Origin of the sequence: Micromonospora haikouensis (assembly GCF_000876225.1) — a bacterium.
GTDB lineage: Bacteria > Actinomycetota > Actinomycetes > Mycobacteriales > Micromonosporaceae > Micromonospora > Micromonospora haikouensis.
The window spans coordinates 173,963-188,824 of the sequence record NZ_JXSX01000003.1 but is presented as its reverse complement, the minus strand read 5'-3'; the positions used below and the strand labels follow the sequence as shown (position 1 = coordinate 188,824).

At 74.9% G+C, this 14,862-nt stretch carries 12 protein-coding genes and 1 CRISPR repeat array (1 of these 13 running past the window's edge); of the genes, 5 read left to right on the top strand and 7 right to left on the bottom strand.

Annotated features, from left to right (window positions below):
• Positions 1-261: direct repeats of the CRISPR family, unit length 29 nt; unit sequence CTGTTCCCCGCGCACGCGGGGGTGATCCC (it extends 1,294 nt beyond the left edge of the window).
• A gap of 185 nt (positions 262-446) precedes the next feature.
• Both TK50_RS33800 and TK50_RS22485 read left to right on the top strand, forming a co-directional pair.
• A complete protein-coding gene (locus tag TK50_RS33800) occupies positions 447-1,304 on the top strand; it encodes a helix-turn-helix domain-containing protein (protein ID WP_144420366.1) in 858 nt (285 codons plus the stop codon).
• 180 nt (positions 1,305-1,484) lie between these two features.
• Positions 1,485-1,796, top strand: a complete 312-nt coding sequence (locus tag TK50_RS22485) for a hypothetical protein (protein ID WP_043966905.1) — start codon at positions 1,485-1,487, stop codon at positions 1,794-1,796.
• 273 nt (positions 1,797-2,069) lie between these two features.
• On the opposite strand, the gene TK50_RS22480 is transcribed toward TK50_RS22485, so the two are convergent.
• A complete protein-coding gene (locus TK50_RS22480; RefSeq protein WP_241774093.1) occupies positions 2,070-4,157 on the bottom strand; it encodes a prolyl oligopeptidase family serine peptidase in 2,088 nt (695 codons plus the stop codon).
• Positions 4,158-4,255: 98 nt separating this feature from the next.
• Between TK50_RS22480 and TK50_RS22475 the strand changes: the two genes are divergently transcribed.
• Positions 4,256-5,398 (top strand): site-2 protease family protein, encoded by a 1,143-nt coding sequence (locus tag TK50_RS22475; RefSeq protein ID WP_043966903.1) that lies wholly within the window; start codon positions 4,256-4,258, stop codon positions 5,396-5,398.
• A gap of 51 nt (positions 5,399-5,449) precedes the next feature.
• On the opposite strand, the gene TK50_RS22470 is transcribed toward TK50_RS22475, so the two are convergent.
• Positions 5,450-6,373: an alpha/beta hydrolase family protein gene (locus TK50_RS22470; RefSeq protein ID WP_043966901.1), complete on the bottom strand. Its 924-nt coding sequence runs from the start codon at positions 6,371-6,373 to the stop codon at positions 5,450-5,452.
• A gap of 95 nt (positions 6,374-6,468) precedes the next feature.
• Entirely contained in the window at positions 6,469-7,731 is a 1,263-nt protein-coding gene (locus TK50_RS22465) for an FAD-binding protein (protein ID WP_043969247.1), read from the bottom strand.
• A 148-nt stretch (positions 7,732-7,879) separates the two neighbouring features.
• Between TK50_RS22465 and TK50_RS22460 the strand changes: the two genes are divergently transcribed.
• Both TK50_RS22460 and TK50_RS22455 read left to right on the top strand, forming a co-directional pair.
• On the top strand, positions 7,880-8,308 hold the full coding sequence (locus TK50_RS22460) for a hypothetical protein (RefSeq protein WP_043966899.1): 429 nt from the start codon (positions 7,880-7,882) through the stop codon (positions 8,306-8,308).
• 68 nt (positions 8,309-8,376) lie between these two features.
• The gene (locus TK50_RS22455) at positions 8,377-8,817 is read left to right on the top strand and encodes an Rv0361 family membrane protein (protein ID WP_043966898.1); all 441 of its coding nucleotides are present in this window, start codon (positions 8,377-8,379) and stop codon (positions 8,815-8,817) included.
• Between the two features lie 70 nt (positions 8,818-8,887).
• Here the strand turns inward: TK50_RS22455 and TK50_RS22450 are convergent, their stop codons facing one another.
• The 4 genes from TK50_RS22450 to TK50_RS22435 all read right to left on the bottom strand — a co-directional run bounded on the left by TK50_RS22450 (position 8,888) and on the right by TK50_RS22435 (position 14,680).
• Positions 8,888-10,513 carry an alpha/beta hydrolase gene (locus TK50_RS22450; protein WP_043966895.1) on the bottom strand — a complete coding sequence of 542 codons (1,626 nt, stop codon included), beginning with the start codon at positions 10,511-10,513 and terminating at the stop codon, positions 8,888-8,890.
• A gap of 146 nt (positions 10,514-10,659) precedes the next feature.
• Positions 10,660-11,589, bottom strand: coding sequence for an LLM class F420-dependent oxidoreductase (locus tag TK50_RS22445; protein WP_043966893.1), 930 nt, complete (start codon positions 11,587-11,589; stop codon positions 10,660-10,662).
• Between the two features lie 141 nt (positions 11,590-11,730).
• Complete coding sequence (locus tag TK50_RS22440; protein WP_241774092.1) at positions 11,731-12,393, bottom strand: response regulator transcription factor; 663 nt, start codon at positions 12,391-12,393, stop codon at positions 11,731-11,733.
• Positions 12,383-14,680: a sensor histidine kinase gene (locus TK50_RS22435; RefSeq protein WP_052503881.1), complete on the bottom strand. Its 2,298-nt coding sequence runs from the start codon at positions 14,678-14,680 to the stop codon at positions 12,383-12,385. Before TK50_RS22435 ends, TK50_RS22440 begins: the two co-directional genes overlap by 11 nt.
• Positions 14,681-14,862: the final 182 nt, after the last annotated feature.

The window sequence follows — 14,862 nt, the reverse complement described above, 5'->3', positions numbered from 1 at the left end:
CACGCGGGGGTGATCCGGCCCGCACGAGGGCGGTGTGACGTGCAGACCACTGTTCCCCGCGCACGCGGGGGTGATCCGGGGGAGATCATGACGGAGGTACGGAAGCCGCGCTGTTCCCCGCGCACGCGGGGGTGATCCCTGCCACCACCGCGCCCGCCACGCTCGCCTGATCTGTTCCCCGCGCATGCGGGGGTGATCCCGTGCTGTCGACCACCGAGGCTTGGCCCGCACGCTGCTCCCCGCGCATACGGGGGTGATCCTGCCCGGCCCGTTGTGCGGGTTCAGCTCCACGACCTGCTCCGCGCGTATGCGGGGTGCCCCTGTGTCCTATAGGTGTGAACCTGCCGCACTACGTCAGTCGGGGCGATGGCGCGCTGCGACTGTCAGCGACTACTATCGATCGGCGCAGTTGCGCACCGGTCGTGATGTTGCAGTGACCTGGAGTCATGGTGCCTCGTCCCGAACGCCAGATAGACCCTGAAGCGGGCCCCATCCAGTCGTTTGCCGCAGAGCTTCGACAGCTCCGCGAAGGAGCAGGCTCGCCGAAGTACCTCCAGATGTCGCGCGCGTCGGGCCGGTCCAGAACCGCCCTGGCCGAAGCTGCCGGCGGCGATCATCTGCCCACCTGGGAGACGGTCGAGGCGTTCGTCAGGGCATGCGGCGGCGATGTCCGTCAGTGGCGGGTGAGGTGGGAGACGGCGCAGGAGGCGATACGGCCGGCAGAGCCGCCGTCACGCAGTGGCGCGGCAGCTACCGTCGCCGATCTTCCTGACGATGCGCCGCCCCTGGTCGCCGGACGGCCGGCGATCCGCCGTCGGCTCCGCTGGGCCCTCCTTGCCGTGGTCCCGCTGGGCGTACTCCTGCTGTCAGTGCCGTTGGCCCTCGGGTCCCGCAGCTCCGAGGGAGGGGGCAACCAGGCACCGGCCGCGCCGTCGGCCGGCGCTCCTGCCGCGCTCGTCGTACAGAACAAGGTGGCGATCGGGCCATCCGGCCTCGCCGAGGACACCACGCCGGCCTACCTGTCCGGTAGGCCGGCGCCGTTCTGCGCCAAGCGGGGTTGCAAGGTGCCCGGCACCGAGGTCTGGAGCGGCGCGGTCCTGGTGGCGCGCTGCCAGGTCGTCGGCGACAAGATCACCAACCGGGATCTCACCAGCGAGGGCATCGAGACGAACCCGAATGGGGTGGCCTCCAACATCTGGTACGAGGTCGTCCTGCACGACGGGCGGACGGGATACCTGTCGGAGGTGTACGTCGAAGCACGGTACCGGGGCGGCATGGGACTGCCGATCTGCACGCCCCGCTGATCTCGCTGCCCTTGCTGCTCTCGCCGGGACGGCTGCACCCGATGCCCCGGCCTGCCGGCGGTGCCGCCGATAGACCGTCGCCGGCCCTGGTAGTCCGTCGTCGGGCCTGAACAACGCTGCGGCGTGCGGAGATGGCATCACCGCGGCACCCGCCCCGGTCGATGATCTCCGGAGGACAGCATGTTGAACCCCAAGCGCGGACACGTCCGCGTCGCCACAGCCGCCTTCGCGGGCCTGCTGACGGGGGCGCTCGCTCTCGCCGCGCCCGCCTTGGCGGTCGATCCGACCAAGTGCACCAAGGGCTACAACAACGCGAACACCGCGTGGGGAACCTGCACCGGGCGGGGAGAGTGGCGGGTCGTCACCTGGTGCTACTACGCCGGTTCGACCAACTCGGGCTGGTACGGCTGGTCCGACGGCGGCACCCACACCGCCTACTCGTCCTGCAAGAGCCCGAGCCACGTGACCGACATCTTCATCGAGGCCCGCTAGACGACAACCGCGCGTGGTGTCCTGCCCCGGACGGGGTGGGACACCGGCCGGATCGCCTCCTCCGGATGCCGCATCTGCCCGCCCTCCCTCTCCCGCCGGCAAGACGCACCGTTCCAGGACACACAACACCGGGGACACGCCCAGTCATGATCGTCTGCTGATTATGGAGACGGGCGGCGGCGTGTCGTCTCTGGAAACGACAGACGATCATGGCTGAACCGACGGCACCCCCACAGCGAAGACGCCAGCCGGCCGGGCAGAAGCAGGGCGAAGCTATGCCGGCCCGCCCAGATGCCGCCAGAGGAACTCCAGGGTCAGGGCCCACACGAACGCCCGCTGCGCGTTGTTCGCCGCCGCGCCGTGCCCGCCCTCCACGTTCTCGTAGTACGCCACCTCGTGCCCGCGTTCGCGCAGCCGGGCGGCCATCTTGCGGGCGTGCCCGGGGTGCACCCGGTCGTCGCGGGTGGAGGTGACGAGCAGCGTCGGCGGGTACGGCCGGTCGCGGTCGACGTTGTGGTACGGCGAGTAGTCGCGCAGGTAGGCCCAGTCGGCGGGGTCGTCCGGGTCGCCGTACTCGGCCATCCAGGACGCCCCGGCGAGCAGCTTGTGGTAGCGGCGCATGTCCAGCAGCGGCACGTGCGCGACGACCGCGCCGAACAGCTCCGGGTAGCGGGTGAGCATCACGCCCGCCAGCAGGCCGCCGTTGCTGCCGCCCTCCATGCCGAGGCGCGCGGGGGTGGTGATGCCCCGGGCCACCAGGTCGGCGGCGACGGCGGCGAAGTCCTCGTACGCCCTCGGTCGGTTCTCCCGCAGCGCGGCCCGGTGCCACGCGGGGCCGTACTCGCCGCCGCCCCGGATGTTCGCCACCACGTAGCTGCCGCCCCGGGCCAGCCAGCCCCGGCCGACGATGCCGCTGTAGTGCGGCAGCTCGGGGACCTCGAAGCCGCCGTACCCGGTGAGCAGGGTCGGCCCGCCTGCCGCGTCGGGGTCGCCCACCAGGAAGTACGGGACCCGGGTCCCGTCGGCGGAGGTGGCGAAGTGCTGGCGTTCGGTCAGGCGGGCGGCGTCGAAGAACGCCGGCGCCCGCTTGAGCGTCTCGACCGGGCCGCCGACCTGCCCGAGCCGCAGCGTCGCCGGCTGCCGGAACCCCTCGGAGGCCAGCAGGTACGCGTCGCCGACGTCCGGGTCGGTGTCGACCAGCCGGGTGTGCTCGAACTCCGGCACGCCGGCGAGCGGCTCCCGCCGCCAGTGCCCCGCCGAGCCGGGAGCGCCGGGGACGCCGGGGGTGAGCACCTCCAGTCTGCTGCGCACGTCGGCGAGGGTGGCCAGGATCAGGTGGCCACGGGTCCACCCGTGGTAGCTCAGCGCGGTGCGCTCGTCCGGGGTGAACAGCGTCGTCAGCTCCCGCGCACCGGCGAGGAACGCGTCGAACGGGGCCGCCAGCAGCGCGCCTGCGGGGAAGGTGACGCCCCCGCCGCCGTCGACACCCGCCACGCCGTCGACCGTCCACGGCGAGCGCAGGCCGATCACCAGCCACTCCCGGTGTGCGTCCCAGTGGGCGTCGGACGGCACGTCGATGCGTACCCGCTCCCCGGCGGGCGTCAGCAGGTACGACTCCGAGCGGAAGAAGTCGAGGCGGCGGCCCACGAAGGTGCGCTCGAACCCGGGCGTGGGGTCGTGCGAGGCGTACGCGGAGACGTCGTCGACCTGGCCGGCGAAGACGACCTCGGCGGACGGCAGTGGCGTGCCCCGTCGCCACCGGCGGACCGTGCGGGGGTAGCCGGAGGTGGTCAGCGAGCCGGGCCCGAAGTCGGTGGCGACGAGGATGTGGTCGGCGTCGACCCAGGTGACGTCGCTCTTGGCCTCGTCGAGGGTGAAGCCGTCGGCGACGAAGGCCCGGCGGACCAGGTCGAACTCGCGCACGACGGTGGCGTCGGAGCCGCCCCGGGAGAGGCTGACCAGGCAGCGGTCGTGCCCGGGGCGCAGCACCGTCGCCCCCTGCCAGATCCAGTTCTCGCCCTCCTGCGCGGCCAGCGCGTCGATGTCGAGCAGGACGTCCCACTGCGGCTCGGGCCGGCGGTACTCGTCGAGCGTGGTGCGGCGCCAGATCCCCCGGGGGTGGGCCGCGTCGATCCAGAAGTTGTAGTAGAGGTGGTCGCCGCGCCAGGTCGGGTAGGGGACGCGGTCGTCGGCGTCGAGCACCTCGCGGATCTCGGCCCGCAGGGCGGCGAACCGGTCGCCGCCGGTGAGGGCGGCCATGGTCTCGGCGTTGCGGTCGCGCGCCCAGCCGGCGGCGTCCGGGCCGTCCAGGTCCTCCAGCCAGCGGTACGGGTCGTCATCCTCGTCGATCAGCCTCGTCACCTTTGCCACTATTCCCGGCCGGGTCAACCCCCGGCGGCGGCCCGCCGAGGGACCATCGGCCCTGGCATGGGCCGCGTTTCGCGGGGTATGACGGGCAGATGAGGGCGAGTTTCCGGATCGGCCGGATCGCGGGCGTACCCGTCGGGGTCAACTGGAGCGTCCTGGTCATCTTCGGGCTGATCGCCTGGGGGCTGGCGGGCAGCCAGTTCCCCCGGTCGTACCCGGACCGGCCGACCTGGGCGTACGTGCTGGCGGGGCTGAGCGCGGCCGTGGTCTTCTTCCTCGGGCTGCTCGCCCACGAGGTGTCGCACGCCGTGGTCGCCAAGCGCAACGGGCTGGAGGTCTCCGGGATCACCCTGTGGCTGTTCGGCGGGGTGGCCGAGCTGCGCGGGGAGGCCCGCGACCCGGGGGCGGAGCTGCGCATCGCCGGCGTCGGGCCGCTCGTCAGCCTGATCATCGGCGTGGTCTTCGGCGGGGTCGCGGCGCTGCTCGCCCTGGCCGGGGTGCACGGGCTGCTGCTCGGCGCGCTGGCCTGGCTGGCCGGCATCAACATTCTGCTGGCGGTCTTCAACGTGTTGCCCGCCGCCCCGCTGGACGGGGGCCGGCTGCTGCGGGCCGCCGTGTGGAAGGCCACCGGCGACCGGACGCGGGCGTCGGTGGTGGCGGCCCGCGCGGGCTGGGTCCTCGGCGCGCTGCTGATCGCGCTGGGCCTGTGGCAGTTCCTGCGCGGGGCCGGGGTCGGCGGGCTGTGGCTGGCGCTGATCGGCTGGTTCCTGATCGGGGCGGCCGGGATGGAGGAGCGGCAGGCCCGGATGGGCAGCGCGTTGCGCGGGGTGCGGGTCGCCGACGTGATGACCCCGCAGCCGCAGACCGCGTCGGGCGACATGACCGTGGCCGACTTCGTCGACCACTACCTCTTCGCGTACCGGCACTCGGCGTTGCCGCTGACCGACGAGGGTCGGCCGGTCGGCCTGGTCACCCTCGACCGGGTACGCGGCATCCCGGCCGACCGCCGGTCGGCGACCACGCTGGCCGAGGTGGCCTGCCGGGCCGACCAGCTCGTGCTGGCCGACCCGGACGAGCAGCTCACCGACCTGCTGCCCCGGCTCAGCGAGTGCGCCGACGGCCGGGCGCTGGTGGTGGCCGGCGGGCGGCTGGTCGGCATCGTCTCGCCCAGCGACATCAGCCGAGCGGTGCAGCGCGGCAGCCTCCGCGACCAGCAGGCGCAGACGTCCAGGTGACGCAGGCGCCGAGGTGACACCCCGCCGACCGGCCACGCTGGGCGGGGCGGGTCAGGAGTGCGGGCAGGTGTCGCGGTACTCCTCGATCGCGCTGCCGCGCGGGGCGGGGCAGAGGAACTGCTCGTAGCGGGTGTCGTCGTCGACGAACCGCTTGAGCCAGGAGATGCTGTACTTCGCGATGGTCACGTTCGGCGAGGTGGGCGCGGAGTGGGTGGCGGCGTTCAGCTCCAGGTACGCCTTGTCGAGGCTGGCCGGCAGGCTGGTGTAGAACGGCTCGGAGTGCGAAGCGACGGGGGCCGTCGTGTCGTTCTCGGCGCCGACGACGAGGGTCGGCACGCGTACGCCGGACCAGTTCTTGGTGGTGTGCCAGCCGGTCAGCGGGATCGCCGCCTGGAGGGAGGGCCGGGTGTTCGCCGCCGCGAGGGTGCCCCCGCCGCCCATGGAGTAGCCCATGACGGCGAGCCGGTTGCGGTCGATGCGGCTGCGCACGGCGCTGGTGCCGACCAGGTAGTCCAGGGCCGCGAGGAGCTGGGTGCCCCGGCTCGCCGGCTGGTCGTACACCGAGAGGGTGTCGATGGTGGCCACGACGAAGCCCTGGGAGGCGAGGCGGGGGCCGAGCCAGGCCACGGCGGACTGGGTGTTGGTGAAGCCGGGCGCGATGGCGACCGCGCCGAAGGTGCCCTCGGCGGTGCTCGTCGGATACCACACGGTCGCGCCGCCGAAGCCGGTCACCGCGGAGCGGGCGACGGTGAGCTGGGCGGTGGCGAACGGGCCGGTGGTCGCCTCGATGCTCGCCACCGTGGGGTCGGGGCCGCGTTCGTAGGGGTTGGCGGCGTGGGCGGGGGTCGGGCCGGCGACGGCCAGGGCGAGGGTCGTGGCCAGCGCGGCGACCACGCGCCACGGGCGACGGGGCGCTGCCGGCCGGGAGCGGCCGGGCACACGGGGGGCGGACAGCACGCCAGGATAAATCGACATGCATCATTTTTTCCCGCAGCGGCCGGGCCGGGCCAATCCCGTCGCGCTCCTGTCACGGGGTTATGCCCGGGCCCGCCCCGCCGGCCGCCGGCCCGTCAGCGGGGCAGGTAGCGGTCCAGCAGGTCGGTGCGGAACTTCCCCGCCGGGTCCAGCTCGCCCGCCAGCGCCGCGAAGTCGGCGAACCGGGGGTACGCGGCGGCGACCGCCGCCGGGTCGAGCGTGAACACCTTGCCCCAGTGCGGCCGGGGCGCGAACGGGGCGAGCGCCCGTTCCACCTCGGCGAGCACGGGGGCCACCGCGTCGCCGTCGCCGATCCAGGTGAAGTGCACGGCGAGGCTGTCGCGCCCGTACTGCGGGCTCAGCCACAGCTCGTCGGCGGCGACCGTGCGCAGCTCGCAGACCTGGAGCACGGCGGCGATCCGGTCCGCCAGCGGGTCCAGCGCGGCCAGTGCCCCGGCCGCCGCCGCCCGGGGCAGGTGGTATTCCGACTGGAGCTCGTCGCCGCTGCTCGGGGTGAAGCCGAGCCGGAAGTGCGGCAGCCGCTCGTGCCACGGCCCCGGCTCGCCGAGCTGGGCGGTGCAGTTGCGCGCCGGCATGCCCGGCACCGGGTGCACGGGCCCGGTCGCCGCCGTGGTGCCCAGCCAGTCGGCCGGCGGCGGCGGGGCGTCGGCGAGCTGCTTGCGCCACACCTGGTCGATCCGGCCGGCCGCGCCGCGCGAGTCGGCCCCGCCGCGCCAGTCGGTGAAGAGGCTGACGCTGTACGCCGACGCGAACGCCTCGTCCAGCGCCGCCCGCGGCAGGCCGAGCCGGACGTACTGCCGCACCTCGAAGGCGGGCACCACGTCCAGGGTGAGCCGGGTGACCACGCCCAACGCCCCGAGCGCCACCACCATCCCGGCGAACCGGTCGCCGCCTTCGTCCCGGCGTACGGTCAGCAGCTCCCCGTCGGCCGTGACCAGCTCCAGCGCCGAGACGGCGGTGGCCAGGTTGCCGATCCCGTCGCCGGAGCCGTGGGTGGCGGTGGCCACCGCGCCGGCCACCGAGATGTGCGGCAGCGACGCCATCGTCGGCAGGGCGAACCCGGCGGCGTGCAGCCGGGTGGCCAGGTCGCCGTAGCGCATGGCGGCGGCGACGGTGACCGTCGCCCGTTCCCGGTCGACCTCGACCGTCTGCGGCAGCCCGGCCAGCGAGACCAGGTCGCCGGCGGTGTCGCCGAGCCGGTTGAACGAGTGGCCCGTGCCGACCGCCCGGATCCGGTCGCTGCCGGCGACGAGTCGACGCAGCTCGTCCAGGCCGGTCGGGCGGTGCCGCCGCGCCGCCGCGTAGCGGACGTTGCCGGCCCAGTTGCGCTCCGGCACGCCGGCGCCCGGCCCGCTCCCGCCTGGCTTCCCGTCGGTCGCGTCCACGTGCCCTCTCCCGTCACTCGGCGTCGTCGGGTCGACACCCGGGCGGCACCGGCGGGCCGGGCACTGGTTGCCCGGGGCGTCGTCGGGGAACCATACGCCCATGAGCAGCTACCCGGATCCCGCCCTGCGCGGTGACGTGTACCCGTCCGAGGAGGAGATCGACCCGACCGGCGTCGGCCCGGACCCGCAGAACGACGCGCCGCTCGGGGCGTACCCGCAGGCCGGCCCGGTCTTCGGGGCGTACCCCGCGCCGTCGCCCACACCCGGGCCCGCGCCGAGGCCGGCACCCGGGCCGGTTCCCGCGCCGTCGCCGGGGCCGGCCCCGCGCCCGCCGGTCGAGTCGCACTCGATCGTCACCCACCACCTGGACGGCTCGACCGAGGTGGTCACCGACCTCGACGGCGACGGCATCGCCGACGTGGTGCAGTTCGACCTCGACGGCGACGGTGTGCCGGACATCACCTACCTGGACAGCGACCGGGACGGCCGCCTCGACACCGTCGTCCGCGACCCGCGCCCGACGGGCTGAGGGGCAGCGCCACCGCCGCCTTCGCCGCCCGGCACCGGGGCGTTGCCGGCCGTCCCTACCCTCACGGCATGGCCGACAAGGCGAACATGTCCACCCGGGGATTCGAGATCACGCTCTTCGTCGTCGTCGCGCTCGTCTGCTGCGGCACGCCGATCAGCGGCTTCTATCTCCAGCGCAAGGACAAGGCGGACGAGCCGGGCATGCGCGCCGCCGGTGAGGCGTACCTCGGCGCCGCCGTGCGGGGCGACAACGGCACGGCGTACGACCTGCTCTGCGCGGCCGAACAGCGCGGGCGGTCCCGGGCGGACTGGGACGCCACCGCCAGCGCGATCGTCGACCCGACCGGATTCCGCATCACCGACCTCGCCGTTAAGCGGAGCAGCGATGCCCCCACGCAGTACGTCGTGACCGCCGAGATCACCTACCCGGGCCTCCCGAGCAGGGAGGTGCAGTTCCACCTCAAGAAGCAGGACGGCGGCTGGAAGGTGTGCGGCCCGCCGCCGCTGTGACCCGCGCGGACCCGCGGCGGCCCGCCCCGCCCGGCGCTCCTGTCGGTCAGCGGCCGGACACGCAGATCGGTCAGCGGCCGGGCACGCAGACCCGGCCGGTGAACGCCGGGTCCGGTTCCCGCACGTCTGCCCACGCCGGATTGGCCGAGATGTCCAGCGGCGGCGCCTGCCAGGCGGCGGTGAGCCGCTGGATCAGCGTGTACTCGGCCCGGGTCCGCTGCACCGGCTCGCCAGCGAGGAAGGCGACCAGGTTGTCCCGGACCTGCGTCCGGTCGAGCAGGCCACCGTGCACGCCGATGGTCTGGAAGACCGGGATGCCGGTGTAGTCGCCGGGCGGCGCCTCGGCGGCCGTCGTGTACGGCAGGAAGGCCACCATCCGCACGCCGGGCACCGGGCACATGAACCGGTTGCGGTAGAACGGCGCGTCGTCGAGCAGCGAGCGGATGAACGGCTCGTCCGGGCCGTTGCCGGGCCCGCCGCTGAGTCGAACGGGTTCGTAGAGGGCCCGCAGGTACCAGCCGGTGACCAGCCCCCATCCCCGGCGCTCGCCGGGCGGCGGATAGTAGGCCCGGCCGGCCCCGATCAGCGGGCTGAACATGGCCAGCGCGTCGACCGCCGGGTGGGGCCGTTGGGCGAGGTAGGTGCGGGCCACGAGCGCCCCCTCGCTCTCCCCGACGAGGGCCACCTTCCGGCCGGTTTGCCGGTGCAGCCGGTCCACCTGGTCGGCGAGCAGCCGCACGCTGTCGGCCATCGAGATCGTGGTGTCCGTCGGCCCGTAGGGCCGGGGCTCGCCGTCGGGGCCCAGCCCTCGGTAGGAGAACCACTGGACCCTCGGGTCGCGCGGCTGCTCGCCCCCGTACGCGGAGCCGTAGCCCGCCAGCACGACCACCGCCTGGGTGATCTCCGGTGGCAGCGGCTGGTCGAGCAGCACCTGCTCGGCCCGCAGGCTGGCCGGCACCGCGTCCACCGCCAACGGGATCAGCACCGGCACGGCGAACGCGACCAGCACCACGAACGGCGTCACGGGCACCCGGGCCCACCTCGGCGGCGGCGCGAGCAGGGCCACCCGGAGGATCCGGATCCACAGCAGCCCGTTCACCACGCCCGCCACGGCGGAAACCGGCACCGTCCACCAGCTCGGCACGCTCCACGCCACCGCGCCGGCCACCGTGAGCGCCACCAGGTTCAGCAGCGACCAGCCGACCAGCCGGATCGACGGCAGGCCCCGCCACCACGGATCAACCATGGCGGCCCGCTGCATGAACGGGGCGATCAGGAACATCGGCAGCAGCGACGCGAGCAGCACCCAGGACAGCGCCACCACCGACGCGGCGACCGAGATCACCGCCCACGGCGAGACGACGACCGTGACCACCACGGCGAGGATGAACGCCCGCCGGAGCATCCGGCGCACCGACGGCATCGGCATCCCGTCCGGCCACGCCAGCCGCACCATGAGGACGTGGTAGCCGGTGCGGGCCAGCACCACCAGCCAGAACGTCGTCAGGAACTCGGGCCACGACTGGTGGTAGACGAACATCCACCGCAGGTCGTGGTAGGTGTCGTACGGCCAGACGGCGCCGGTCTGCGGCGCGAGCCCTTCGGCCGCCACGAAGCCCATCGCCACCAGCACGATGGCCTCGACGGTGGGGAACAGGCCGGTGAGGACGAGCAGCCCGACCTGCCTGCGGCCCACGCGCCCCCACCTCCGCCCGAAGCTCCCCTCGCAGGTTCCACCAGCGGGGCCCCGGTGTCAGCGAATCCGGCGAACTCGCCCAGGCGGCGGGCCCCCGGATGGCTGGACCTCCCGCCCCGGTGGCCGGTCCCGCCCGGTGGCGGCCGTCAGAGCTGGGGCATCACCTCGGCGGCGACCAGCTCGACGTGATCCAGGTCGGCCAGGTCGAGGACCTGGAGGTAGATCCGGCCGCTGCCGGTCTCGGCGTACCGGCCGATCCTGTCGACGACCTCGGCGGGGGTGCCGGCGAGGCCGTTCTCGCGCAGCTCGGCCGGCTCCCGCCCGATCGCCTCGGCCCGCCTGCGCACCTCCGCCTCGTCCCGCCCGCAGCACAGCACCAGGGCGTTGGACCAGTTCATCCCGGCCGGGTCCCGGCCGATCTCCGCGCACGCGGCGCGGACCCGCTCGAACTGCGCGGCCGTCTCCTCGATCGAGACGAACGGCAGGTTGAACTCGTCGGCGTAGCGGGCCGCGAGGCGGGGCGTACGCTTCGGCCCCTTCCCGCCGAGCAGGATCGGCGGGCGCGGCTGCTGCACCGGCTTGGGCAGGGCCGGCGAGCCCTGCACCGGGTAGTAGCGTCCGGCGAAGTCGAAGGTCTCACCGGCCGGGGTCTCCCAGAGCCCGGTGATGACGGCGAGCTGCTCCTCCAGCCGGTCGAACCGCTCCCCCAGCGGCGGGAACGGGATGCCGTACGCGCTGTGCTCCTCGGCGAACCAGCCGGCGCCGATGCCCAGCTCCACCCGTCCGCCGCTCATCTGGTCGACCTGCGCGACGGTGATCGCGAGGGGCCCGGGGAACCGGAAGGTGGCGGCCGTCATCAGCGTGCCGAGCCGGATCCGGGAGGTGTCCCGGGCCAGCCCGGCGAGGGTGGTCCAGGCGTCGGTGGGGCCGGGGTCGCCGCTGACCGAGCCCATCTTCAGGTAGTGGTCGGAACGGAAGAACGCGCCGTAGCCGGCGTCCTCGGCGCAGCGGGCCACGGCGAGCAGCTGGTCGTAGCTGGCGCCCTGCTGGGGTTCGGTGAAGATCCGCAGTTCCATTCCCCGAGCATAGGGAGGTGCAGGGCAGGGCCCCTCGGCAATGCCTCCGGTAGCGAAGGGGCACCCTCCGCACGCCCCGGGCTGCCCGCCCCGCGACGCCCGCTAGGGGCCCGCCCGCGCCACCCACGCCGGGCGGGCGGGTCAGGGCTGGCCGAGGCCGGCCTCGCGGGCCCGCCGGATGGCCTGGCTGCGGTCGGCGACCTGGAGCTTGCCGAGCACGTTGGACAGGTGGTTGCGGACGGTCTTCGGGCTCAGGGTCAGCCGGCGAGCGATGACGAGGTTGCTCAGCCCCTGGGCGACCAGGTCGAGCACCTCGCGCTCCCGGTCGGTCAGCTCGGGGAAGGGCGCCGGGCCGCTCGCCCGCCCCCCGGCCAGGAAGCCGATCGCCCGGCTCGCCACCACCGGCCCGAGCAGCACCTCCCCGTTGGCCACCGCCCGGACGGCGCGGTCCACCTCGCCCGGCGCGGCGCCCTTGAGCAGGTAGCCCCGTGCTCCGGCGCGCAGCGCGGCGAAGACGGAGTCGTCGTCGTCCAGCATCGTCACCACCAGCACCCCGATCCCCGGGTGCCGGCCGACGATCTCGCGGGTGGCCTCCACCCCGGACCGGCCGCCGCCGAGGTGGAGATCCATGATGATCACCTGCGGGCGGGTGAGGTCGGCGACCCGGACGGCCTCGTCGGCGTCCGCGGCCTCGCCGACGACCTCCAGCCCGGGTGTGGACGCCAGCAGCGCCGTCATGCCGAGCCGGAACACGGGATGGTCGTCGACGACCGCCACCCGGATCGCCGCCTCGTCACCGCCCACGAACGGTCACCTCCGACCCGCCCGACGCGACCCCCACCGGCGGCACAACGCCGACCGGCAGCAGACCGCCCTCCACGCGCGCAGCGCCCACCGGCAGCAGACCGCCCTCCAAACGCGCCGCGTCCACCGGCCGCTCAGCACCCACCGCAGCTCCCACCGGCCGCTCAGCACCCACCGGCCGGGCACCGTCGGCCGGGGTCCCGGCCGGGAGCGGCGGGAACGGCGGGGGCGGCGGGAGCCTGTCGGCGGGCACGCGCACGCTGACGACCGTCCCGCCGTCCGGCCCCGGCCCGACCGCGCACACCCCGCCGATCCCCTCGGCCCGCTCCCGCATCGAGAGCATGCCGACCCCGGCCGGGATGCCCGCCCCGATGCCCCGCCCGGCGTCGGCGACCCGCACGGCGAGCCCGTCGGCGTCGCGCTCGACCAGCACCGTGCAGACCGACGCGCCCGAGTGCCGTTGGGCGTTGCGGACGGCCTCGGCGACGATGCCGTACACGGCGGTGGCCACCGGCTCGGGCAGCGGCAGCGGCGGGGCGTCCACCTGCACGACCAGCCCCGAGCCGTCGTACCGCCCGGCCAGCTCGTGCAGGGCGGGGGCCAGCCCGCGCTCGCCGAGGACCGGCGGCAGCAGGCCACGGGCCAGGTCACGGACCTGCTCGACGCCCTGGTCCGTCTCGTCGCGCAGCCGGTCCAGCAGCCGGCCGGCGGCAGCCGGGTCGACGCCGAGCAGGTTGCGGGCCGCCTGGAGGCCGAGCGCCACCCCGGCGAGGGTGGGGCCGAGCCCGTCGTGGAGGTCCCGGCGCAGCTTGCGGCGTTCCGAGTCGCGGGCCTCGGCCAGCCGGGACCGCGAGGCCACCAGTGCCCGGCTGGTGGCGACGAGGCTGGCCGCCGAGGCGACCACGGGGGCCAGGTCGACCAACGCCGATCGGGTACGCCCGTCGAGCCGCTCGCCGGCCCGCGCCCACGCGGTGAGCCGCCCGACCTCCCGTTCGCCCCGCCGCAGCGGCAGCACCAGCGGCTCACCCACCGGCCCGGTCGAGGCGCAGTGGGCGGTGCAGGGCTCCGGGCCGTCCACCTCGATGCCGCACGCGCCCAGCCGCAGCGAGTCGGTGAGGCTCCGCGCCACCCCGGTCAGCACGTCGGCCGGGTCCTCGCTGGCGCTGATCCGGTCCCCCACGCCCCGGACCACCCCGAGCGGCTCGGCGGCGGCACCGTGGATGAGCCGGTCCACCCGCCGCTGCACCCACCAGCGGCCCGGCTGCACGGCGGCGGCGACGAGGGCCGTGACCAGCACCCCGGGCACCGCCCGGCTGGCCGGGAGCAGGGCGTCCAGGGTGGTCACCCCGACGACGTACGCGGCGACCAGCAGGAACGTCAGCAGGAACCAGACCAGGGTACGGCGGACGGCGATCTCGATCCCCCACAGCCGCTGCCGCAGCACGACGGCCAGCACGGCGGCCGGGAAGAACGCCTGGGCGGCCAGCATGCCCGTCGGGGGCAGCCAGGGCGGCACCAGGTGCGCCCGGTCGGCGGGCAGCGCCACCGGGGCGAAGCTCACCGCGAGCAGCGCCGTGCCCACGGCGAGCCAGCCCAGTCCGACCCGTTCGGTGGTCGACGCGACCCGCCGCCGCCACAGCAGCCCACCGGCGGCGATCAGCCCGAGCACCGGCACCAGGGCGGCGAGCACGGGCAGGACCAGCTCGACCAGCGTCGCCCAGCCGGCGCTGCGGATCGGCAGCGGCACGTCGGAGCCGGTGGCCCCCGGGCCCGGCCAGGTGAGCTGGCACAGTTCGAAGGCGGCCACGACCGCCGCGCCCGCCGTCACCGCCACCCGCGCCGGCACCGGCAGCCGCCCCTCCCGCACCAGCCACGGCAGCACCACGATCAGCGACAGCATGCCCGGCGCCCAGCCCCAGTGCCGGGCCGAGGTGAGCCAGGTGATCTCGGGCAGCCCGGGGTGCACCCGCAGCAGGTCGGCGTACTGCGCGCCCAGGGCGGAGACCCCGCCGCCGATCCCGGTCACGGCCAGCAGCCACGCGACCGGGTGCCCGCGGCGCAGCAGGACCAGCCAGGCCACCGTCCCGTAGACGGCGCAGTCGGTGAAGTCGACGAGGAAGTAGAGCTGGGTCAGCCCCCACGGGCGGTGGGCCAGCGCCCAACACAGCGCGGTGCCGGTGAACAGCAGTGCGCAGGCGACGGCGACGGCCCGGGCGGCGACCGGGCGGCGGTGGTCGTCGCCGGTGCTCGGGACGGGGCGGGCACGCGGCGGCGGGTCGGCCAGCATGACGTGATCCTGTCAGCCGCGTCGTCGGTTGCCGATGGCCCGTTGCTCCAGGGCGGATGTCGGTCCCGCGACAGTCGCCCGCCGGCCGGCGGGGACGGGGTGGGCGCTGACGGACACGGAGACCTCCGGGCTGACGGCTCGTGGGCGTGGGCCGGCGGGTCGCGGTGCGGGCGACGGCCCCG

Bases quoted from the DNA above. Each gene is read 5' to 3' on its own strand.
- TK50_RS22445 (WP_043966893.1), bottom strand. From the start codon at position 11,589: ATGGAACTGCGGATCTTCACCGAACCCCAGCAGGGCGCCAGCTACGAC.
- TK50_RS22470 (WP_043966901.1), bottom strand. From the start codon at position 6,373: ATGTCGATTTATCCTGGCGTGCTGTCCGCCCCCCGTGTGCCCGGCCGC.
- TK50_RS22455 (WP_043966898.1), top strand. From the start codon at position 8,377: ATGGCCGACAAGGCGAACATGTCCACCCGGGGATTCGAGATCACGCTC.
- TK50_RS22460 (WP_043966899.1), top strand. From the start codon at position 7,880: ATGAGCAGCTACCCGGATCCCGCCCTGCGCGGTGACGTGTACCCGTCC.
- TK50_RS22435 (WP_052503881.1), bottom strand. From the start codon at position 14,680: ATGCTGGCCGACCCGCCGCCGCGTGCCCGCCCCGTCCCGAGCACCGGC.
- TK50_RS33800 (WP_144420366.1), top strand. From the start codon at position 447: ATGGTGCCTCGTCCCGAACGCCAGATAGACCCTGAAGCGGGCCCCATC.
- TK50_RS22485 (WP_043966905.1), top strand. From the start codon at position 1,485: ATGTTGAACCCCAAGCGCGGACACGTCCGCGTCGCCACAGCCGCCTTC.
- TK50_RS22475 (WP_043966903.1), top strand. From the start codon at position 4,256: ATGAGGGCGAGTTTCCGGATCGGCCGGATCGCGGGCGTACCCGTCGGG.